The sequence below is a fragment of the Halomonas stenophila genome, assembly GCF_014192275.1.
GTDB classification, from domain to species: domain Bacteria; phylum Pseudomonadota; class Gammaproteobacteria; order Pseudomonadales; family Halomonadaceae; genus Halomonas; species Halomonas stenophila.
Window position 1 is genome coordinate 67,541 of the sequence record NZ_JACHXR010000015.1, and the last position, 19,146, is coordinate 86,686.

General features: G+C 65.0%; 18 protein-coding genes. 9 read left to right on the top strand and 9 right to left on the bottom strand.

What is annotated here, in order from left to right; all coding sequences use genetic code 11:
- Positions 1 to 26 precede the first annotated feature (26 nt).
- From FHR97_RS18145 to FHR97_RS18165, 5 genes are all read left to right on the top strand, one after another.
- Positions 27 to 635 carry a hypothetical protein gene (locus tag FHR97_RS18145; protein ID WP_183385208.1) on the top strand — a complete coding sequence of 203 codons (609 nt, stop codon included), beginning with the start codon at positions 27 to 29 and terminating at the stop codon, positions 633 to 635.
- A 94-nt stretch (positions 636 to 729) separates the two neighbouring features.
- Positions 730 to 1,191, top strand: a complete 462-nt coding sequence (locus tag FHR97_RS18150) for a UPF0158 family protein (protein WP_183385209.1) — start codon at positions 730 to 732, stop codon at positions 1,189 to 1,191.
- A 253-nt stretch (positions 1,192 to 1,444) separates the two neighbouring features.
- On the top strand, positions 1,445 to 2,290 hold the full coding sequence (locus FHR97_RS18155) for a universal stress protein (protein WP_183385210.1): 846 nt from the start codon (positions 1,445 to 1,447) through the stop codon (positions 2,288 to 2,290).
- A gap of 24 nt (positions 2,291 to 2,314) precedes the next feature.
- Positions 2,315 to 2,749, top strand: coding sequence for a hypothetical protein (locus FHR97_RS18160; RefSeq protein ID WP_183385211.1), 435 nt, complete (start codon positions 2,315 to 2,317; stop codon positions 2,747 to 2,749).
- A gap of 96 nt (positions 2,750 to 2,845) precedes the next feature.
- Positions 2,846 to 3,331 (top strand): GNAT family N-acetyltransferase, encoded by a 486-nt coding sequence (locus FHR97_RS18165; RefSeq protein ID WP_183385212.1) that lies wholly within the window; start codon positions 2,846 to 2,848, stop codon positions 3,329 to 3,331.
- Positions 3,332 to 3,717: 386 nt separating this feature from the next.
- On the opposite strand, the gene FHR97_RS18170 is transcribed toward FHR97_RS18165, so the two are convergent.
- Positions 3,718 to 4,683, bottom strand: coding sequence for an integron integrase (locus FHR97_RS18170; RefSeq protein WP_183385213.1), 966 nt, complete (start codon positions 4,681 to 4,683; stop codon positions 3,718 to 3,720).
- A gap of 343 nt (positions 4,684 to 5,026) precedes the next feature.
- Between FHR97_RS18170 and FHR97_RS18175 the strand changes: the two genes are divergently transcribed.
- The 3 genes from FHR97_RS18175 to FHR97_RS18185 all read left to right on the top strand — a co-directional run bounded on the left by FHR97_RS18175 (position 5,027) and on the right by FHR97_RS18185 (position 7,179).
- The gene (locus FHR97_RS18175; protein WP_183385214.1) at positions 5,027 to 6,016 is read left to right on the top strand and encodes an IS481 family transposase; all 990 of its coding nucleotides are present in this window, start codon (positions 5,027 to 5,029) and stop codon (positions 6,014 to 6,016) included.
- A 149-nt stretch (positions 6,017 to 6,165) separates the two neighbouring features.
- Entirely contained in the window at positions 6,166 to 6,846 is a 681-nt protein-coding gene (locus FHR97_RS18180) for a hypothetical protein (RefSeq protein WP_221187858.1), read from the top strand.
- A 39-nt stretch (positions 6,847 to 6,885) separates the two neighbouring features.
- Positions 6,886 to 7,179 (top strand): hypothetical protein, encoded by a 294-nt coding sequence (locus FHR97_RS18185; protein WP_183385215.1) that lies wholly within the window; start codon positions 6,886 to 6,888, stop codon positions 7,177 to 7,179.
- A gap of 850 nt (positions 7,180 to 8,029) precedes the next feature.
- Here FHR97_RS18185 and FHR97_RS18190 read toward each other — a convergent pair.
- The 8 genes from FHR97_RS18190 to FHR97_RS18225 all read right to left on the bottom strand — a co-directional run bounded on the left by FHR97_RS18190 (position 8,030) and on the right by FHR97_RS18225 (position 18,111).
- A complete protein-coding gene (locus FHR97_RS18190; RefSeq protein WP_221187859.1) occupies positions 8,030 to 8,596 on the bottom strand; it encodes a hypothetical protein in 567 nt (188 codons plus the stop codon).
- Between the two features lie 365 nt (positions 8,597 to 8,961).
- The gene (locus tag FHR97_RS18195) at positions 8,962 to 9,969 is read right to left on the bottom strand and encodes an ABC transporter ATP-binding protein (protein WP_183385216.1); all 1,008 of its coding nucleotides are present in this window, start codon (positions 9,967 to 9,969) and stop codon (positions 8,962 to 8,964) included.
- Positions 9,966 to 10,952 carry an ABC transporter ATP-binding protein gene (locus FHR97_RS18200; RefSeq protein WP_183385217.1) on the bottom strand — a complete coding sequence of 329 codons (987 nt, stop codon included), beginning with the start codon at positions 10,950 to 10,952 and terminating at the stop codon, positions 9,966 to 9,968. Before FHR97_RS18200 ends, FHR97_RS18195 begins: the two co-directional genes overlap by 4 nt.
- Positions 10,952 to 12,304 (bottom strand): ABC transporter permease, encoded by a 1,353-nt coding sequence (locus tag FHR97_RS18205; RefSeq protein WP_183385218.1) that lies wholly within the window; start codon positions 12,302 to 12,304, stop codon positions 10,952 to 10,954. The genes FHR97_RS18200 and FHR97_RS18205 overlap by 1 nt, the downstream gene beginning before the upstream one ends.
- On the bottom strand, positions 12,301 to 13,428 hold the full coding sequence (locus FHR97_RS18210; protein WP_183385219.1) for an ABC transporter permease: 1,128 nt from the start codon (positions 13,426 to 13,428) through the stop codon (positions 12,301 to 12,303). Before FHR97_RS18210 ends, FHR97_RS18205 begins: the two co-directional genes overlap by 4 nt.
- The gene (locus tag FHR97_RS18215; protein ID WP_183385220.1) at positions 13,425 to 15,953 is read right to left on the bottom strand and encodes an ABC transporter substrate-binding protein; all 2,529 of its coding nucleotides are present in this window, start codon (positions 15,951 to 15,953) and stop codon (positions 13,425 to 13,427) included. The genes FHR97_RS18210 and FHR97_RS18215 overlap by 4 nt, the downstream gene beginning before the upstream one ends.
- 184 nt (positions 15,954 to 16,137) lie before the next feature.
- On the bottom strand, positions 16,138 to 17,142 hold the full coding sequence (locus tag FHR97_RS18220) for a M28 family peptidase (RefSeq protein WP_183385221.1): 1,005 nt from the start codon (positions 17,140 to 17,142) through the stop codon (positions 16,138 to 16,140).
- A 513-nt stretch (positions 17,143 to 17,655) separates the two neighbouring features.
- Positions 17,656 to 18,111 carry a DCC1-like thiol-disulfide oxidoreductase family protein gene (locus FHR97_RS18225; protein ID WP_183385222.1) on the bottom strand — a complete coding sequence of 152 codons (456 nt, stop codon included), beginning with the start codon at positions 18,109 to 18,111 and terminating at the stop codon, positions 17,656 to 17,658.
- A gap of 195 nt (positions 18,112 to 18,306) precedes the next feature.
- Between FHR97_RS18225 and FHR97_RS18230 the strand changes: the two genes are divergently transcribed.
- Positions 18,307 to 19,140 carry an AraC family transcriptional regulator gene (locus FHR97_RS18230; protein WP_183385223.1) on the top strand — a complete coding sequence of 278 codons (834 nt, stop codon included), beginning with the start codon at positions 18,307 to 18,309 and terminating at the stop codon, positions 19,138 to 19,140.
- The last annotated feature ends 6 nt before the right edge of the window (positions 19,141 to 19,146 follow it).

Genomic DNA, 19,146 nt, shown 5'->3' on the forward strand with positions numbered 1-19,146 from the left:
AGGCAATAGCGGAAGAGGGCCGTTCGATGAGCCGCGTCGGGATTCTCGCCTACGGATCGTTGATAGAAGATCCAGGAAAAGAACTGGCGCCACTCATTAGCGAGCGGCGACCAAGGGTCAGAACACCATTTTCCATCGAGTTTGCCCGTTCGAGCCCCACACGGGATGGCGCCCCCACCGTGGTTCCCGTCGAGAGCGGTGGCTGTCCCGTCGATGGGGCGCTTCTCGTCCTGGAAGTGGGGGTGAGTCTGGCGACGGCCAAAGACATGCTGTGGCGGCGAGAGACCCGGAACGAGGCGTCGGGAAAGCGCTACTCTCCTCCCGCTCGGCCACACCCAGACCAGATGGTGGTGGAGAGGCTGAGCCGCTTCCAGGGCATCGAGGTGGTGCTCTATGCGAGGTTCGGCGCGAATCTCACGGACCCTGGCGCCGCGACCCTGGCGGACCTGGCCATCCAGAGCGCCCGAGCCGGGGCCGGGCGCATCGGCAGGGACGGCATCAGCTATCTGATGTCCCTCAAGCAGCAAGGCATCACGACCCCTCTGATGCCAGGCTACGAACGCGAGATCCTCCGCAGGACCGGCGCCTCGAGCCTGGAGGAGGCGTGGTCACGATGCCGGCGTGGACTCGTCTGATCGGTGGGGCTTGCCGGTCGCTCAGCGGCTGCGCGGGCTTGCATCGGCTCTGTGACGTCATTAGCTTTCTCGAAAACATGATAGGGAGGTAGCCATGCCGCTTCCGGTGTCGTTGAAAGAGGTCGTCGAGGCGATGCAGCCACTCAGCGAAGAGTGGCAGGCCTTTATCCATCGGCATACCGGGGAGCTGGTGAGCTTCACCGAGGAAGAGGCGCAGTTCGCCGAGGAAGGCGCGGAGGATGCGCCCGAGTGGCTAGAGGAGTTTCTGCCCAAGGTGAGGGAAGTGCTCGACTCCGAGGCTTACGTTCAGCTGCCAGGGCAATTCGACTTCCATGAATATCGGGTCATGGAAGACTTCTGCCGGCAGCAGGAGGATATGGAGCTCCAACACGAGTTGCTCACTGCCATCCGCGGCCGGGGGGCGTTTCGCCGCTTCAAGGATGCGATTCAGATCCAAGGCATCGCGCAGGACTGGTACGACTATCGGGATCGGGCGCTTCGAGAGCTCGCCGCGGACTTCCTCGAGGTGGAAGGCATTCCCTTCGTCGAGGAGTAAGTCATCGATACGATCGCCGTCATCTGGCTCGTGGCGAGCTTCTGGTCAAATCAAGGGGACGGATCGGCAGGGGCCCCTCGCCACGAGCCGTCGGCAAGGGTTGGCCTGGATGCGCCATTCCGCCGCTATCTCGTTCGCTGCGGGTTAAATCGTTGCCGAGAAGCTAGAGTGTATTCGCGGGTGCTGGCCAAGGTGCTCCATGAAAAGCTTTCACAATCAGCATGTTGCTTGATTTACTGCGAAGGCGACCGTGATGCTCGACAGCGTGTTTGCCCAGATCGGGATGGTTCTCGGTCTGGCCGTGCTAGGGGGCGCACTGGCGCAGTTGCTGCGCCAGCCGCTGATCGTCCCCCATGCCGACCGGGTCGCCTGCCATATCGAGGTGCTGACCGGGGTCACCTTCATCGAGGTCACCCGGGCCGTGCTGCGGGATGACCATGATCTCTTGATCAAGACGGCGGAAAACCCGGAATGGAGCCGGTTGCTATTCGGCAGCGATGACATGCACCTGATGCGCAAGTGTCCCTGTCCAGTCTGGCTGATGAAGCCGGAGAACAAGCCCAACTACCGATGCATCGTCGCGGCCGTCGATGTCGATGTCCATCGTACCGTGCCCGACGAACAGGCGCTGAACGACAGCATCCTGGATATCGCCTTCTCTCTGGCACTGTCGGACTTCGCCGAGCTTCATCTCGTGCATGCCTGGGACGCGCCGGAAGCCGGTTTCGTGGGCATCTGGGCCAACGATCCCGACACGACGGAGCGACACATCGTCGAGATGGAAGAGTCCCGTCACCAGGTCGGTATGGACAGACTGACGTTTCGACTTCGCGAGCGCATCGGTTCGGAAGCCTATGACTACCTGTCTCCCCGGGTCCACCTGCCCATGGGGTCGGCGCGAAAACAGATTCCCCAGTTAGTTGAGAAGCTGAAGGCGGATCTGGTGGTGATGGGGACGGTGGCGCGAACCGGGATCCCCGGCTTCATCATCGGCAACATGGCCGAGGCGGTGCTCCATCAATTGCAGTGTTCGGTGCTGGCGCTGAAGCCGCCGGGTTTCGTCTCACCGGTCACCCTGGCCCGAGCAGGGCCGCCCTGATCACGGCCCTGCTCGGGCCACTGGATGGATAAGGGCGAGGACGCCTTACGCGCGATTCGTGACATGCTCTCTGCCCGGGCCATGGTAGTTCGCGAAGGGCTTCAGTACACCGTGCCGGTGGAGGAGCTGGTGCCCGGTGACTGCGTGCTGCTGCAGGCCGGCACCGGGTGCCGGCCGACATGCGCCTGTGGCCTGCAGATCGAGGAAGCGGCGCTGGCCCGGCGCGTCGGGGACGTGTATGCCCGCGTCATCGCCGTCGCCGTCGCCGTCGCCGTGGTTGCTGCAACTCTTGTTTACCTATACGCCCTTCATGGAGCGCTTCTTCGACACCCGGCCGGTGGATGTCGCCACGGCGTCGAGATCGTCCTGGTCGGCGTCGGCCTGTTCGCGGTGCTGGAACTGGAGAAGCTCTGGCTGCGCCGCACCGCCGGCCATCGCCGGCGCGCCGGTGGCGGCTGAAAACCGGGGAAGGCCATTTCACGGGATGCGCCTGCCCCGATATTGGGCCAGGATGTGCAGCATCGACCCTCCACCTTTGACACGGGACCCCGCATCATGGACACCGGCTGTTTTCGCCTCCTCCGCATCGACGACGCCTCGCCCCATGTCGCCACCCTGGCCGGCTGGGCCCATGAAGAGTGGGGGCACCTGCATCCCGGCCGTGACCTGGAGGCGGCCATCGCGTCGTTTCGCGCCGACTGCGGCCCGGCCGGGGTGCCCTCGGTGTTTGCCGCCATGGCCGACGAGCGCCCGGTGGGCATGGCCAGCCTGGTGGCCGACGACATGAGCGACCGCCGGGATCTGACGCCCTGGCTGGCCTCGGTCTACGTGCGCCCCGAGTGGCGGGGGAGGGGCATCGCCTCGCGGCTGGTGCGCCGCGTGGAGGAAGAGGCCCTGGCCCACGGCCATGGCCGTTTCTACCTCTACACGCCGGATCAGCAGGCCCTATACCGGCGCCTGGGCTGGAAGGACCTGGAGGATCGCCACTACCGCGGCGAGGCGGTAACCATCATGCACCGCGACCTCGCGTCCTCGCCCTGACCTCGACGCGAGGGACGCTGTCACCGAATCGGTTTTCGTGGGAGCGCAACTTGTTGCGCGAAAGGCGCTCCGTGCTGCCCGGGGGCCAATGGATACCGGATACCCGATCACCACTCGCCCACCCGTTTCCTAGGCTGGCCGAGCCAGCAGGGATTCGCCGAAAGTTGAAGATGAATGACACGCTTCCGTGCCTCGCACGCCCCTTTTGGCACATTTTGCAGGCGACTTTTGCGCTGGCGCCGGTCCTTGATTAGTCTGGCCTGATAAGGCCGCGACAGATGGCCACGAAGGGATTACGCAGGGACTACCGCAGGAGATGGCCGGAGCGCCGTCGCCTCAAGCAGGTGGGTCAGGCGGTAGCGTGCCCGCGCATGACGATACCGTGGCTAACCCAGAGGGCTTTTCACACCGGCGAACCCATTTCCCAGCACATGGGTGTAGATCTGCGTGGTTTCCACGCTCTTGTGCCCCAACAGCTCCTGAACCGTGCGGATATCCGTGCCTCGGCTCAGCAACTGGGTGGCGAAGCTGTGTCGCAGGGTATGGCAGGAACCGGGCCGCGTCAGCGATGCCGTTCTCATTGCATGCTTGACGGCCTTCTGTACCGCGGATGGGTGGATATGATGAAGAACAACCTTGCCAGTGTCATCGAAGCAGGGGCGGCTGGCTGGAAAGAGCCATTGCCAGGCCAGGGAGACCCCCGCATTCGGGTACTTGCGATCAAGCGCATGGGGTAGAGTCACCGGCACGCGGCCCTGAGCGAGCCGGTAGTCAAGTTGGCGCTGGGCCGAGGAAATCTGCTGCTGTAAGCAAGGGATACAAGTGGCCGGGAGCAAGGTAGTGCGGTCCTTATCGCCTTTGCCGGCTCTCACCGTGACAATCTGGCGATCGAAGTCGATATCTCGTACGCGCAGACGGCAGGTTTCGAGAAGCCGGAGCCCTGAACCGTACATCAAGGCTCCCATCAAGCGCATAGGGCCTGACAGTTGGCTCAGCACTCGCATTGCTTCTTCGTGGGACAGCACCACCGGCAACCGGCAAGGGCGCCTGGCGCGTGAGAATTCACCGATGTCTCCCAAGGGCTGTTCGAGGACATGGCGGTAGAGAAAGACGAGGGCATTCAGGGCCTGGTTTTGTGTAGCCGACGCCACATGGCGTTCCACCGCAAGGTGTTCCAGGAAGGCGCGCACCTCGGGGCCTCCCATGCTGCCGGGATGCCGTACGCCGTGGAAGCGAATGAAGTAGCGTATCCAGTAGCAGTAGGTCTTCTCGGTACGTGGGCTATAGCGCTTCACCCGCATGGTAGCCTTCACTCGATCCATCAGCTTCGGCGACTTACTCTGCGTATCCATACGGTTGTCCTCTCGATGCATGGATATGCGTACAGTATTATTGGCGCCGGCAAAACGCGCAAGCGCGCGAATCCTGCATAGATAGCCGATCTATTCTTAGGACCTTTTTATATCAATGGGTTACGTAAGGAATGGCACGCTAGATAACATTGTTGAACGCGCCGGCGCGTTCATCCAATATCAGAGCGTTCCACTTAATCACTGTTAAAACACAAGGGCACACATGGATCAAGAGACTGAGCTTTTAGTAGATGTAGGGTCCCGGATGATCAGATGAGCTATAGGAGTTATCCTTTGCTGGCCGCCAAGGAGCTTCTTCAGCAGTTCATCCGGGAGCAGGGATATGGACATCAAGCTACATAAACAGGCGACCACCACACCGAAGATTCGCGCCGAGATCCAGGCAGCGCCTTCCAGCATCAGCGACAGCGAGCTGGCACGCCAGTACGGCGTCGCCGACGCGACCATTCGCCGCTGGCGGTATCGGGATGATGTGCAAGATCGCTCGCATACCCGGCACAACCTGCTGGCGACGCTGACCTCCGAGCAGGAAGCCGTATTGATCGCCGCGAGGGAGTTCCTGCGTCTGGGCTTGGATGACTTGCTGGTGGTCGCTCGTGAGTTCCTGAACCCCCGGCTGTCCCGGTCAGGTCTGCACCGCATGTTGAAGCGACGCGAAGTTCCGACCTTGGCGGAGCTGGCCCGACAGGACGCGGGTGATCGCGAGCAACCAACACATCAGCGATTCCGGGCCTATGACCCTGGCTTCGTGCATGTCGATATCAAGCACCTGCCGCAGATGCCTGACGAGCAGCAGAAACGCTACCTCTACGTGGCCATCGACCGTGCGACCCGCTGGGTGTACCTGGAGGTGCGACACAGCCAGTCTGCCGAGGATGCGCGATCCTTCATGAAGCGCTTGGTTGAGAAAGCGCCGTTCAAGGTCGAGAAGGTCCTGACCGACAATGGGAAATCATTCACCGATCGCTTCACGCGCGCGGGAGAACGGCAACCGAGTGGTCGTCACCCCTTTGATCGGGAATGCCAAGCACATGGCATCCAACATCGACTTATCAAGCCTGGGCGACCACAAACCAATGGGATGGTCGAGCGCTTCAACGGCCGCATCAGCGACGTGCTGGCGACCCGAAGGTATGAGTCCGGTGAAGATCTGGAACAGACGCTGAAACGCTATTGTTGGCTTTATAATCACCACATCCCGCAAAAGGCACTGGGTCATCAGCCGCCCATCTCAGCGATGAAAGACTGGCAGACGAAGCGGCCGGCGCTATTCCAGAAACGTGTTATCAAGCATGCGGGACCCGACAAGTAGAGGCAATCGCCAGCCTGAAATCTGAGCCCAATTATTTCAAAGACTATGCTTTTCCCATCGCAAGCGCTTTTTTTACGTCGATTCTTGGTGCAGCAATAGCCTATTTGACATTGAGGCACCAGGAAGGTGTTCAGATCGAAAAAGAAAAAATGGATGCGACGAACAAGTGGACATTAAATGCCGAGGAAGCGCGAAGTACTCTATTTGCAGTGAAGGGAAATTATCATGGCGAGCTTAACGAAAACCCCCTCCAGCGCATAACCTCTATTCCAAGTATTCTGTTCAAAGCCAAACCTTTGACAGAAGATTTCCAGGGGCTTTCGTTTATTGTTCCTGTGGGGATCGATACGGAAGATGAGATCCCTAAGTGGAGCCAGATCCCCAGGATTAGGACCATGGTTTCCAATTACAATTATCTGCTAGAGCTATGGGAGCAACGGAACACCCTCAATGAACAATTTAAATCGCGCGTCTTTGAAGTGCACGGAGATAACGCGAGAATGATGTTGTCAAAAGACGGGATTCTTCAGGCCGTTGGCCAAGCTTTCTTGGCCACATTTACCGACTTAAATGAGCGTGTGATTCGTTTAACCGACGACATTATTCAAGAACTCGATAATTTTTTGATGGAATTTCCTAAATATGCGAAGACTAAAATCCAAACCAAGCGTTTGAAGCGGTATGGATCGATTCTGATGCATTCCAACAACGAAAATCCGTTCATACTCGAGTTGCTTGAAAAGTCACCAGATCCGGATTTTCAGATCCTAAGCGAAATCATCGGGGAACCGGAAGAAGCTATTCGACAGCGACATGCGACCGGGTATTGAGAGAATTTTTAACAACGGCGTTAAAACACAAGGATGCGTATGGCGATCAACTACATAATCTATGCTCTCGGCATGAAGGGCCAAGTGATTGATAAAGTCTTTGTTCCTTACCGGGAGCGAGACGGTAGCTTCCCCATTTTTTCTGAAGAACTGTATCGGAAAAACGGAAGCGATAAGATTCAGAAAGCAGAGAACAAAGTTCCCGGAATCACCGAAGTTGCCGAGGCAATTGACTACATGCGGAAGGGTGGTTATCGCTGGAGACTTAAAGAGTATGAGACCGGGCAATCCAACATCTTCAAACCCGAGCATCTTATGGTCCACGAGCTATGAGTTTTAACAAGGTGGTCAACGCGACGCCAACTACGCTGCGCTCCGTTGGCGCGCATTACCACTGGCGTTAGGAATCAAAACGAAGCTGCGAAATAGCATAGGAGGTAGTTTGGCAAAGGGAAGAAGTCAGTTTGTGGGCGCAACTGGCCAGTACTACGTGTCCTACGCGCTTGCACGTCGAAATATTCATGCGAGTCCCACTTTGGGCAACGCACCGGTAGTTGATGTTGTTGCGGCTAAGGCCGATGGGCCACGAAGTATCTCCATACAGGTAAAGACTTCGCGGAATGCTTATCGCCGCAAGCGGTACGGCAGGGAAGGGTGCGAGTGGGATGTTGGAGCCGGAGTAATTGGTAAGCACAACCCAGACTTTTGGTACGCATTGGTTGACCTACGGGACGAAACAGAACGACAGCCGCGAGTATTTATCGTGCCTTCCTACTGGGTGTCAGAATTTGTATTGCCGTCGTTTGGTCGAAAGGTTTTCTTTTTGCCCTCTACTGCCTGGGACTTAACGAAAGAGCGCTGGGACATGCTTGTGGCGTCTCTCGATGATGTGCCTAAGGTCAAAGAATTCGCGACGAGCTGGCCAGAGGATAAGCTCGTCCGGTGGGACAGGAAAACGACGGAAGGAGCCCTCTGATCTCAGGCAAGTTATGTAGCATTAGGGGAATCCTAACCAAGAGCTTCACCGACGGTTTTGCTTCGGCTGAGCTTCAGCGTTAGCCGCGTGGGGTGTGCAGAAACCAGGGGGCATTAATGGGCGAGGCATCGGCTTTTGAAAGCAAATAAAAAAACAAGCAGCCCCGACGACGGGGCTGCTTGTTCTTCACGGAGTCAGCCTGGCCTCTCAGAAGTTAACGCCCATGCCGAAGGTATAGGCCCAGACACCATCATCGAAGTTATCTTCAGCACTGTCACTGTCCTCGAACAGAAACTGGTACTCGGCCCTTGCCTGAATGAAGGTAGTGGGCAACAGATAGTACTTGAGGCCGGTTTCCAGGCCGGCGATGCCGGTGTCCTTGACGCCGTCACCATAGATCGCGCCGAGCGAAGCGCCTACGAAGGGCCGAGCCGCACGCTGGCCGAAGTGGTAATCGGCAAAACCACGCGTGCTGCCGTTCCAAAAGTCGTCAGATATTCCCTCACCCTCCACGTCAGCGAAGTTGACGCTCTGACGAACACCTGCCAATGTGCGACCGGACAGGTACCAGCCGTAGTCGACGGAAGCACCAAAGCTGCTGTTATCGAAGTCCTTGTCGCTGCTGCCAGTACCGGAGAGAGTAAACTCCTGGTCGCCTGCTTGTGGGCCTATCGTGCCGTGTCCTCCCATGGAAGATTGGGCCATGGCATAGGAGGCGGGCAGAAGCGAAACGCTTATCAGCGCGACCAGCGAAGCCTTTCTTAACCTTTTCATGACAACACCTCGAATCAACGTCACCGTTCAATCACGCAATCGCGTGTTATGGCAGACCCAGGCACTTCACGCCCTGGTCTTTCGTACCATTCTTCCGAAAACGGTCACTGGTGGGTTTGCTGTCAATCCTTGCCTGATAGCCGGCCGCAATCAGCGAGGCTGCCGGCCAGTCCCCAGTATAGTCAGGTGGTGTCGGTTTTGTCTGAGAACTCGAAATCGTCATTCTCACCAGTAAGTTATCCGCATAGGTGGCCTATGGCAGGACGTTACGAGATCTCCGACAACGGCTGGCCCCTTGTCGATGTTATCGTGTCGTCGCCACAGACCACGGGGCGGCCTCGCCGCGACGATCCCGGTTCCAACGCTCAGCGATGCAGCCAGCAGGCCGAGCGGTGGTCGCGGCGCGGCTCGAAGTCGGGGGGATCCTCGACGTCGCACAGCCCGGCCATGAAGTGCGGGCAGCGCGGGTGAAAGCGGCAGGCCGCCGGCGGATGCAGCAGGCTCGGGGGCTCGCCGGCGGGCACCTCGCGCTGCCGGGTGGCGTTGGTGGCGTCGGGGTCGGCGATGGCGGCGAGCAGCGCCTGGGTGTAGGGATGCTGGGGGTGATCGAGCAGGTCGTTCACCGGCGCGCACTCCACCACGCGCCCGGCGTACATCACGAAGATCCGCTCGGCGTAGTGGCGCACCGTGGAGAGGTCGTGGGTGATGAAGGCCAGGGTCAGCCCGCGCTCGCGCTGGATGTGCCGCAACAGCTCGAGGATCTCCACCCGCACCGAGGCGTCGAGCATCGAGACCGGCTCGTCGGCGATCAGCAGCCGCGGGGCGAGGATCAGCGCCCGGGCGATCACCACCCGCTGCTGCTGGCCGCCGCTAAGCATGTGCGGGAACTGGCCGAGGAAGGCCACGGCCGGCGACAGGCGCACCTCCTCCAGGGCCGCGCGGATGCGCCGCTCACGCTCGGCCCGGTCGCGCACGCCGTGCACGATCAGCGGCTCGGCGAGGATGCGCCGCACGTCCAGGAAGGGCGGCAGGGCCCCGTAGGGATCCTGCTGCACGTAGCCCACCTCGGCCCGGTAGGCCTTGAGCGCGCGCCCCTGGAGGTCGCCGAGCGAGCGGCCGGCGAAGCGCACCTCGCCGCGGGTGGGGCGGTGCAGCCCGAGCAGGGTGCGCGCCAGCGAGCTCTTGCCGCAGCCGCTCTCGCCGACGAAGGCCACCGCCTCGCCAGCCGCCAGGGCAAACTCGACGCCGTCCACTACCCGCACCGCGCCCACCCGCAGGAAACCCCACTGGCGCAGCTCGAACCAGGTGTGCAGGTCGCGGGCGGCGATCAGCGGCGCCTTGTCATCGGCGCCATGGGCGGGGGACGAGCTCATGCGCCACCTCCGGCCGGGGCGTCGTCGGCGTGCAGCCAGCAGCGCGCCCGGTGGCGTTCGCCGAGCCGGAAGGCGGGCGGGTCCTGGGCACAGCGCGCGAAGCGATACGGGCAGCGTTCGGCGTAGCGACAGCCGCCGGGCGGGGCGACCAGGCTCGGCGGCTCGCCGGGGATCGCCTCCGGGCGGGCCCGCTGGCGCAGGCGCGGCACGCTGGCCATCAGCATCTGCGAATAGGGGTGCGCCGGTGCGGTGAAGAAGCGCGCGGCATCGGCCACCTCGACGAACTGGCCGGCATACATCAGCGCCACGCGGTCCCCCAGCTCGCTGGAGGTGGCCACGTCGTGGGTGATCAGGATGAAGCTGGTGCCCAGCTCGCGCTTGACCCGCTTCAGGGCGTTCATGATGCTCGCCTGGGTGAGCACGTCGAGCGCCGAGGTGGGCTCGTCGAGGATCACCAGCGCCGGCTCGGCGACCAGCGCCATGGCCAGCACGGCGCGCTGGCGCATGCCGCCGGAGAGCTCGAAGGGATAGCGGGCCAGGAAGTCCGTGGGCACCCCCACCAGTTCGAACACCTCCGCGGCCCTGGCCAGGGCCTTCCCCCGCGGCCAGCCGCGCAGCACCCGCAACGGCTCGGCGACCTGCTCGCCGACCCGCACCACGGGATTGAGGGCGTTCATCGAGGCCTGCATGACCAGCGCCATGCGCGACCACTGCACCTCGCGGCGGAAGCGCTCGTCGGGCAGCGTCGTGATGTCGACGCCGTCCAGGGTGACCCGCCCCGCCGTGTGGTGGACGTTGCGCGGCAGCAGGCGCATCAGCGCCTTGGCCAGCGAGCTCTTGCCGCAGCCGGATTCGCCGAGCACCACCAGCGCCTCGCCCTGGCACAGGTCGAAGCTCACGCCGTCGACGGCATGCACCGCGCCCCGCCGCGTCTGGTAGTGTAGCTCCAGCGCCTCCACGCGCAGCAGCGTCCGGTCGCGCATCACAGGCTCCTCAGCCGCGGGTTGAAGACACGGTCCAGCGCGAAGCCGAGCATGGCGAAGCCCAGCCCGGTCAGCATCAGCAGCACCGCCGGCGACACCACCCAGTAGTAGTAGCCGTTGTAGAGCGCGCTCTGCGACTGGGCATCGTTGAGCACCTTGCCCCAGGTGGGCAGCAGCGGGTCGCCCAGGCCCAGCACCGCCAGCGAGGCCTCCAGGAACACGAAGGTGGGGATCAGGGTGACGAAGGTGGGGATCAACACCGGCAGGATGCGCGGGATCAGGTAGCGCAGCACGATGCGCGCATTGCTCGCCCCGTAGGCCTGGGCCGCCTCGATGTAGGGCGCCTCGCGGATCGGCAGTAGCATCGCCCGGTACATCTTGATGCCGGCGCTGAAGATGCCCAGCACCACCACCACGCCGAGCATCAGCCAGATGCTGGTCGAGTAGAGGGTGCCGACCATCACCAGGATGGGCAGGATCGGCAGGATCATGTTGACCTCGGTGAGCCGCTGGATGGTGGCGTCGACCCAGCCGCGGTACCACACCCCCACGGCGGCGATCACCAGGGTGGTGACGGTGGTGCCCACGGCCGCCAGCAGGCCGAAGGCGAGCGCCACCGGGATGCCCCACATCAGCGCCAGGCTGAGGTCGCGGCGCTGGTGGTCGGTGCCGGCGATGCCGTGCACCCGGCCGTAGAGCACCAGCTCGGCGTCGAAGGCCGCTTCCTCGTCGAAGACCAGCACGTCCAACAGCAGCGTATAACGCCCGGGCAGCACCCGCGGCTCGGCGTCGGGCGCATTTGCCGTGCCCGGCTCGGCCAGCAGCCCGATGTGCGGTACCAGCCCGCCCAGCCGACGCTCCAGCGCCCGGTCCTGGGACAGCGAGATGCGCTCCCGCGCGCCGATGCGATACCCGCCCAACGCCAGCTCGCGCCCGTCGGGCGTCTGCCACCTCAGCCGCGCGAAGGGCGGCTGCGCATGGCCCGGGGCACGCAGGAAGAGGTTCAGTTCGCTGGGAAAGCCGCCGGCATCGAAGTCGAAGGCGAGCGGGATCCGCAGGCGGCGCCCGCCCTCGAAGGCGTGCTCCTCGACCGGCGCCGATTCGCTTTCGACGACCAGGGTGCGCGGCGCCTCGCCGCCGGTGAGGCGGTCGAGCCACACGGGGGCCGCATTGACGGGATTGCCCTGCCACGCCTCGCTGCCGCGCCACTTGGCCAGCGCCTCGCCGTAGGGGATGGCGATCGGCGTGTAGAGCGCCAGCGCTACCAGCGCGGCGATGATCGTCAGTCCCAGCAGCGCGGAGGGGTAGCGGCGCAGTTCCCGCCACCCCTCCCGCCAGCGTGCGCCGCTCATCGCTGTCCTCCTTCCAGGCGCACGCGCGGGTCGAGCAGCGCGTAGAGGATGTCGAGCACGAACACCGTCGCGGCCAGCAGGTAGGCGAAGATCACCACGCCGCCGATGATCACCGGGGTGTCGCGGTAGCCGATGGCCCGGAAGAGCAGCGAGCCGAGGCCCGGCCAGTTGAACACCTGCTCGAGGATGATGGCGCCGCTCCACAGCCCGATCAGCATCAGCAGGAAGCTGGTGACGATCGGCGACAGGGTCGGGCGCAGGATGTAGCGCCGCTCGATGAGCTCTGACGGCAAGCCCTTGGCGCGGGCCATCTCCACGTAGTCCTCGCTGGCGTGGATCAAGAAGAAGGTGCGCCAGGAATAGATGGAGATGAAGATCTGCGACAGGAACATGGCCGCCACCGGCAGCAACATGTGCCGTACCACGCTGGCGGCGTAGGCCCAGCCTTCTTCCGGCGGCGGTACGGCCACCATGCCGCCGGCGGGCAGCAGGGGCGCCACGAAGGCGAAGACCAGGATCAGGAAGATGCCGTAGAACCAGCCTGGCGCCGCCGAGGTCGGGGCCAGGGCGACCACGCTGCGGTCCAGCGCGCTGCCGTAGCGCCGCGACAGGAACAGCGCCACGAACACCGAGACGAAGAAGACCAGCAGGTTGGCGGTGCCGAACAGCAGCAGGGTCGCCGGCAGGCGCTCGACGATGATGTCGTAGACGTCGCGCGACCCCCGGTCGCTGTGCATCTGCTCGGCACGCCCCAGGTCGAGGCGCAGCGCCTGCTGCAGGTAGTCGACGCTGCGCACCAGGAAGGGCTCGTCGAGGCGCAGCCGCTCCACCTCGAGCGCCACCTGCCGTTCGATCAGGGCGTTGCGCTCCTCGGCGGGCATGTCCTGGAAGGCGGGGTCGGCCCGCACGGCCTCAGCGGCCTCGCTGCGGATCTGCACGCGGCGCAGCTCGTCCACCTGGCCCCCCATGTTGGCGATGACGATGGTCAGGTAGACCCCGACCAGCACGGTGACGAACAGCGCCAGCAGCCGCTTGACCGTGTAGAGCAACAGGCGGCGCAGGTCGCGCCACCCGCCGCGGCGGGCGGAGGGCTCGGTGACGGCCGCTGCCGGCCGGGCTCTCATGGCGAGGCCTCCGTGCCGCCGGGCGGCACCGTGGCGAAGACGTGCGAGGCGAAGGCCGGCAGGGCCACGCGGTGGCTGGTCACGGCGACCTCCAGGCGGTTGGCGCCGACGCCCAGGGCGGCGAGCGTCGCCGGCGACGGGGCGATCCGCCAATGTCCGGAGGCGCGCGGCTCGGCCTCGCCGCGCTCGACCAGCGTCCCGCGGCCGTCGAAGAGCAGGAACTGCACCCGGTCGATCGCCGCCGGCGGGTAGGGCTCGCCCTCGAGGGTCACCGCCAGGCGGAACGTCGCCGCACCGCCCTCGTCCGCCGTGCCGAGCTCGGTGACCAGGGGGCCGTCGAGGTCGAGTTCCGGAATGGCGGGACGGGCGAAGCCCAGCCACTTGTCGGCGGGGTCGGGGAAGTCGCGGAAGCGCTCGAGCACCAGGCTGCCCGCCACGGGGTGCACCGAATCGAGCAGGAAGGGGCCGTTGCCGACCCAGAAATGACCGCGCTTCGCATGCCAGTCGGCGAGCGCCCGATAGCGGGCGGCGATCTCGTCCTCGTCGAGCAGCTCGTCGAGCACGCCGGGGAAGGGCGACGCCGTGCGTTCGCGGGCCCGCTCGAGATGGCGCGCCAGGATCGGCACGCTGGGCCCGGCCACCAGGCTCATCCAGTCCACCCGCCGTCGGTCCGCCTTGTTGGAGGAGAACGCCAGCTCCCCCTGGCGCTCGGCGAAGATCCCCAGGGCGAGGGTGTGCCACGGCTGCGGCGCGGGCGCACGGTTGGCCACCAGGGTCTCGGCATCGGGAAAGCCTTGGTCGCTGTAGACCTCGATGACCAGCGGGTCGCGGGAGACGATGCGCCAGCCGCGGAAGTGGCGCTGGAAGACCTCGAAGGTGGGCAGGTAGGCCGGGTCGAAGAGCCGGCTCGCCTCGTCGGCCCGTGCGAAGGCCAGGATCCACGGCAGCACGAAGTCGGCCAGCGACAGCGGCGAGCCGTCGTGCCAGCGCTGCGCGAACAGGTCCTCGTCGTAGCGCACCCGGACCCGGGTGCGGGCGGTGACGGGCGCGTCGTGCGCCTCGCCGACGCTGACGAAGCGCCCCGCCTCGCCGTCCCAGTCGATCCAGGCCGCTTCCGGCACGACGATTTCCTCCGCCGTCGAGACGCTCAACCAGTCGAGGGTGCGCGCGATCGTCACGTCTTCCTGCACGGTCACCGCGGCATGCGCGATGCGCTGGGGACGGTAGAGCCCGGTGAAGGGGTCGGGCAGCGCCACCGGGTCCTGGGTCGCGCGCATGATCATCTGGTCGAAGATCCAGTTGCTGCCCGCCACCGGGTTCCACGGCTCGGTCAGCAGCCCCGGCGTGCCGAACACCATGCGTCCGCCCACCCGATCGGCATAGCGCAGGGTGTAGGGCCATAGCGCCGAGCCGGCGAGCCCCCCGGCGAGATCGACGGCCACCTCGACGTTGGCGGCCCGAGCCGAGGCGTTGAGCTGGTCGACCAGCCAGATCCGCGCCGAATCCTGCATGGCCAGTTCCAGCGCCCGCGCCATCATCGCCTGGCGCTCCTCCCAGTTACGGTAGTCACGGCGCTGCAGGCGGTCGGCGAGCTCGTCGAACGCCGGGGCCGGCTCGTAAGCCTGCCATAGGGGCTCGGCACGCCCGCGGGGGGTGTAGTAGAAGCTGAAGACCTCCGCCTGATCGCGCTGGATGACGATGCTGATCCAGCCACCGGTATAGAGGTGCCAGCGCCCGGCCCTGGGGTCCGTGGCGATCCAGATGCGCGAGGCCTCCTCGGCGGTGCGATAGCGGCGCTCGACGACGAAGCCCAGCGCCTGCAGCAGGTTGGCGGCGTAGTCGCCGACCTGGCGGCGCTGGTCCTCGGTGCGGATCAGCACGATCAGGCGCACCGGCTCGTTTTCGTAGTGCCACACGCCCCCGCGGAGACGCGCCCCGAGCGCCGCCATCTCGCGGTGGATGACCTCGCGGGCGGCGTCGGGGTCATGGGCGTAGCGCAGCTCCAGTTCGCGGGCCACGGCGGCCAGGCGCGCATAGTCGGGAAAGGCGGTGGAGAGCGGCAGCAAGCGCGGCTCGGCCAGGCCGCCATAGAGTTCCTGGGCGATGTACTCGCGATCCACCAGGCGGTTGAGCGCCTCGCGAATGGCCGGCACATGGAAGGGATTGAGGGTGCCGTCGGCCAGCTCCGGCCCGGCCGGGTTCAGGGTCAGTTCGCTGGAGGTGCCGTAGGAGAGGTCGTAGCCGGTGGCGAGCGAATCGCGCAGCCGGCGGAAGATGCCGGGGTTGGAGATGCCCTGGGTGAAGACCTGATGGGTGCCCGCCTCGATCAGCCCCGTGACCCGGCCCGCCTCGTCCTCGCGGGTGAACACGACCTGATCCACCAGCGCCCCGCGGCGGGAGCGGAGATCCGCCTCCGCGCTGTCCTGGCCCATGGCCGGCGCGGTCGACGGTGCCGGTTGACGCAGGGCCACCGCGACCACGCCCACCAGGATCAGTGTCGCGCCAACCAGCAACAGACGTCTCATCGGTGCACCGTCGGCGACTACCCCCGGTTGCCTGCGTCTCCCTTCACCCTAGGCGAGTTCGGCCATCCGGGACAGGCCCTCATTTTCTCGATTCATCGCATTTCACCGGGAAGTGGCCGGTGTAACCGGATGACAGGTAGGGGGGATAAGCGTTAGCGCATCCACCACGTCACCTTATCTCGGCTCAGCGCGCCAGCTGCGCCAGCGTCTCGGCCAGCGCCGGGGTCAGCCGCGCCATGCGGGCGTAGTCGAGCTTGTCCCAGGTGTCGCCCGGGCCGTGGTAGTGGGGATTGCGGAAATTGGCGGTGTCGGTGAGCATCATCGCCGGCCAGCCCATCTCCCAGAACGCCCAGTGGTCGGAGCGGAAGATATCGCGCAGCAATTCCGGGGCGGCCAGCCCTTCCGAGGGCATCTCGGCATGCCGACGAAAGACGCCCGTCACCCGACGCACCAGGCGTCGTGAACGCAGGTTGCCGACGAAGGCCACGAAGTTGCCGCGGTCGGGATAGACGAGGCCAAGCAGCGGCGGATACGCCTGGCTGCCGGGCTCATCGCTATAGTGGCCGAGCATCTCCAGCGAGAGCATGCCGAGGATGGCATCGCCCCGCGCCCGGGCCTCGCGGGCGTAGGTCAGGCTGCCCATGGCGTCGCTGCCGAAGTGCGGCGCCTCCTCGTTGACGAAGGCGACGAGGCGAATCTCCCGCGCGAACTCGGCCCCCCGCAGGAGCCGCGCCAGCTCCAGCAGCACGGCCACGCCGGAGGCGTTGTCGTCGGCCCCGGACGTCCCGCGCACGGTGTCGTAGTGGGCACCGACCACCAGGATCTCGTCCGTTGCCCCGCTGCCCGGCAAGCGCACCTCGAGATTGTGGAATACCTGGCCGCCGCTGGGCACCGGCAGGCGCCGCGGCTCGAGGCCGGCGTCGCGAAAGGCCTGCTCGATGTAGTCGGCGGCCGCCCGCAGCGCCTCGGGGCGCCAGACATGACGCTCGCCGATCTCTTCCGCCAGCGCGCGCACGTGTGTCCGCAACTGTCCGCGCAGCGCCTCGCCCTGCGCATCCCGGGGCGGCGGTGTGCCCCGGTAGCTGCTGCCCGGCATGTGGATGATCCACCGGTAGCCGCCTGCCAGTGCCGCCGACAGCAACACCGCCATGACCAGCAACCACACTGTATAGCGTCCCTTGATCACCATTCACGAAAGGTGCCTGTCGGACCCGACCGATCGTCGCGAGCGACACCCATGTCGAGACACGACGATCGATCGGATGAGTCGAATAGCCCGCAATATTCACGAATCAGGCGCCTGTCCAGTATGGTTCAGGCAGGCACGGTGCGCAGTAGTCACCGATCTCGGGGGATCAGGAAGATGGCACCTTGCCTTCTCGATGACCGACGGCGATACCCTCACGCTTATCCCTTCGGTGCTTCATCTACCTTACGACACGGGATACCCGCGCCATGGACACCGGCCTCCGTATCAGCCGCATCGACGCTCACTCTCCCCATGTCGCCACCCTGGCCGGCTGGGCCCATGACGAGTGGGGGCACCTGCATCTTGGCCGCCGCCTCGAAGCCGCCATCGAGGTCTTCCGTGCCAACTGCGGCCCGGCCGGAGTGCCCTCTGTGTTCGCCACCCTGCAAGGCGAGCAACCGGTGGGCATGGCCAGCCTGGTCGTCGACGACATGAGCGACGCACGCTGGCCGGTCAGCCTCGACGGTTGTCGATGGGCGGTATGCCGAGCAGGCGCAGCAGGCCGTTGCGGCAGGCCTTGAGCAGCGGGTAGAGGCGGGCGGTGCGTCGTGGATTGGCGAACAGGCGATACATCAGGCGGTTGAAGATGCCGCTGCGGGTGCTGAGCAGGGTAAGCCTATGCAGGGCGTCGCCGCCGTGATACCAGCGATCGCCGATCCGCAGTGCGAATCCCTGGTCCAGGTCGAGGCCCCGCGCGGCGAGTTCACGGCGGACCTCGCTATCCTGCCGCGCGTCGATCAGTTCGAGCTCGCCGACCTCGCGGCGAAGGCGTTGCAAGCGGACATAGCGACGGCACATCGGGCAGGCGCCATCGTAGACAAGGCACAGCCGGGGGGCCGAGGAGCCGGCGTCGTCATCGGTGGGCTCGCCTTGCCGCGCGGGGGCCTGGCGATCGAGCGGTCGTGTCATGGCGTGTCCCGTCCGGTTCGGTCGGTGGTTCCCACCCTACCCTCGAGTGCCGCAACGGGAAACCGGCGGGGACGGGGGGCGGCAGCGCTGCCTGCGGCATTCCGCTACCATGGGGGAGACGCTCGCGCGGCCCTCGCCCCGGCGCGCCTGCGCCCCCTCCCATCGACCGATCCCGTACTCCGGAGGACCGCGGCCATGACCGATCCCGGCAAGCCCCTGTTCTGGCGCGATGCGCGCATGCCCCATGTGGAGCTGCGCAAGGTCGAGGACGGCCGCAAGGTCTGCTATGCGCCCCACAGCCATACCCAGTGGTCGCTGGGCGCCATCACCGCGGGCGAGAGCACCTTTCGCTATCGTGACGACGAGTACCGGATCCGTGCCGGCAGCCTGGTGATGATGAACCCGGAGTGGGTGCACGCCTGCAATCCCATCGACGACCGGCCCTGGGCCTACCTGATGCTGTATGTGTCGGCCGACTGGCTGACGCGCCTGCGCTACGCGGCGGGCCTGCTCGCGGCGCCGCGCTGGCAGGACATCGCCACCGCGGTGATCGACGAGCCCGCCTGGTATGACGGCTATTGCCGCATGGCCGCCTGCCTGCTGGATCCGCGGCGCGACCTGCTGGACAAGCAGAGCGAGGTGGTCGAGTACCTCTCGGCGCTGATGCACAGCGTGGCGGGCCAGCCGACCCAGCCGCTGCCGATGCCCCCGGCCCTCCTGCGCGAACTGGCCGCCTACCTCGACGCGCATGCCGCGGAAGACGTCTCGCTGGACGCCCTGTGCCGGCGCTCCGGCTACAGCTCCGGCCACCTCATCCGCGCCTTCAAGCAGCACTTCGGCCTCACGCCTCATGCCTACCTGATCAATCGCCGCATCCAGCTCGGGCAGCGGGAGCTCAAGCAGGGCACGCCCATCGCCGAGGCGGCGCTGAATGCCGGCTTCAGCGACCAGCCGCACTTCCAGCGCACCTTCAAGCGGCTGGTGGCCGCCACGCCGAACCAGTACCGGCGCTCGCTACCCGAGCCGTAGGGGACG

Bases quoted from the DNA above. Each gene is read 5' to 3' on its own strand.
- FHR97_RS18150 (WP_183385209.1), top strand. From the start codon at position 730: ATGCCGCTTCCGGTGTCGTTGAAAGAGGTCGTCGAGGCGATGCAGCCA.
- FHR97_RS18185 (WP_183385215.1), top strand. From the start codon at position 6,886: ATGGCGATCAACTACATAATCTATGCTCTCGGCATGAAGGGCCAAGTG.
- FHR97_RS18220 (WP_183385221.1), bottom strand. From the start codon at position 17,142: ATGGTGATCAAGGGACGCTATACAGTGTGGTTGCTGGTCATGGCGGTG.
- FHR97_RS18175 (WP_183385214.1), top strand. From the start codon at position 5,027: ATGGACATCAAGCTACATAAACAGGCGACCACCACACCGAAGATTCGC.
- FHR97_RS18145 (WP_183385208.1), top strand. From the start codon at position 27: ATGAGCCGCGTCGGGATTCTCGCCTACGGATCGTTGATAGAAGATCCA.
- FHR97_RS18160 (WP_183385211.1), top strand. From the start codon at position 2,315: ATGGATAAGGGCGAGGACGCCTTACGCGCGATTCGTGACATGCTCTCT.
- FHR97_RS18205 (WP_183385218.1), bottom strand. From the start codon at position 12,304: ATGAGCGGCGCACGCTGGCGGGAGGGGTGGCGGGAACTGCGCCGCTAC.
- FHR97_RS18200 (WP_183385217.1), bottom strand. From the start codon at position 10,952: ATGCGCGACCGGACGCTGCTGCGCGTGGAGGCGCTGGAGCTACACTAC.
- FHR97_RS18190 (WP_221187859.1), bottom strand. From the start codon at position 8,596: ATGAAAAGGTTAAGAAAGGCTTCGCTGGTCGCGCTGATAAGCGTTTCG.
- FHR97_RS18195 (WP_183385216.1), bottom strand. From the start codon at position 9,969: ATGAGCTCGTCCCCCGCCCATGGCGCCGATGACAAGGCGCCGCTGATC.
- FHR97_RS18210 (WP_183385219.1), bottom strand. From the start codon at position 13,428: ATGAGAGCCCGGCCGGCAGCGGCCGTCACCGAGCCCTCCGCCCGCCGC.
- FHR97_RS18155 (WP_183385210.1), top strand. From the start codon at position 1,445: ATGCTCGACAGCGTGTTTGCCCAGATCGGGATGGTTCTCGGTCTGGCC.
- FHR97_RS18170 (WP_183385213.1), bottom strand. From the start codon at position 4,683: ATGGATACGCAGAGTAAGTCGCCGAAGCTGATGGATCGAGTGAAGGCT.
- FHR97_RS18225 (WP_183385222.1), bottom strand. From the start codon at position 18,111: ATGACACGACCGCTCGATCGCCAGGCCCCCGCGCGGCAAGGCGAGCCC.
- FHR97_RS18230 (WP_183385223.1), top strand. From the start codon at position 18,307: ATGACCGATCCCGGCAAGCCCCTGTTCTGGCGCGATGCGCGCATGCCC.
- FHR97_RS18180 (WP_221187858.1), top strand. From the start codon at position 6,166: ATGGATGCGACGAACAAGTGGACATTAAATGCCGAGGAAGCGCGAAGT.
- FHR97_RS18165 (WP_183385212.1), top strand. From the start codon at position 2,846: ATGGACACCGGCTGTTTTCGCCTCCTCCGCATCGACGACGCCTCGCCC.
- FHR97_RS18215 (WP_183385220.1), bottom strand. From the start codon at position 15,953: ATGAGACGTCTGTTGCTGGTTGGCGCGACACTGATCCTGGTGGGCGTG.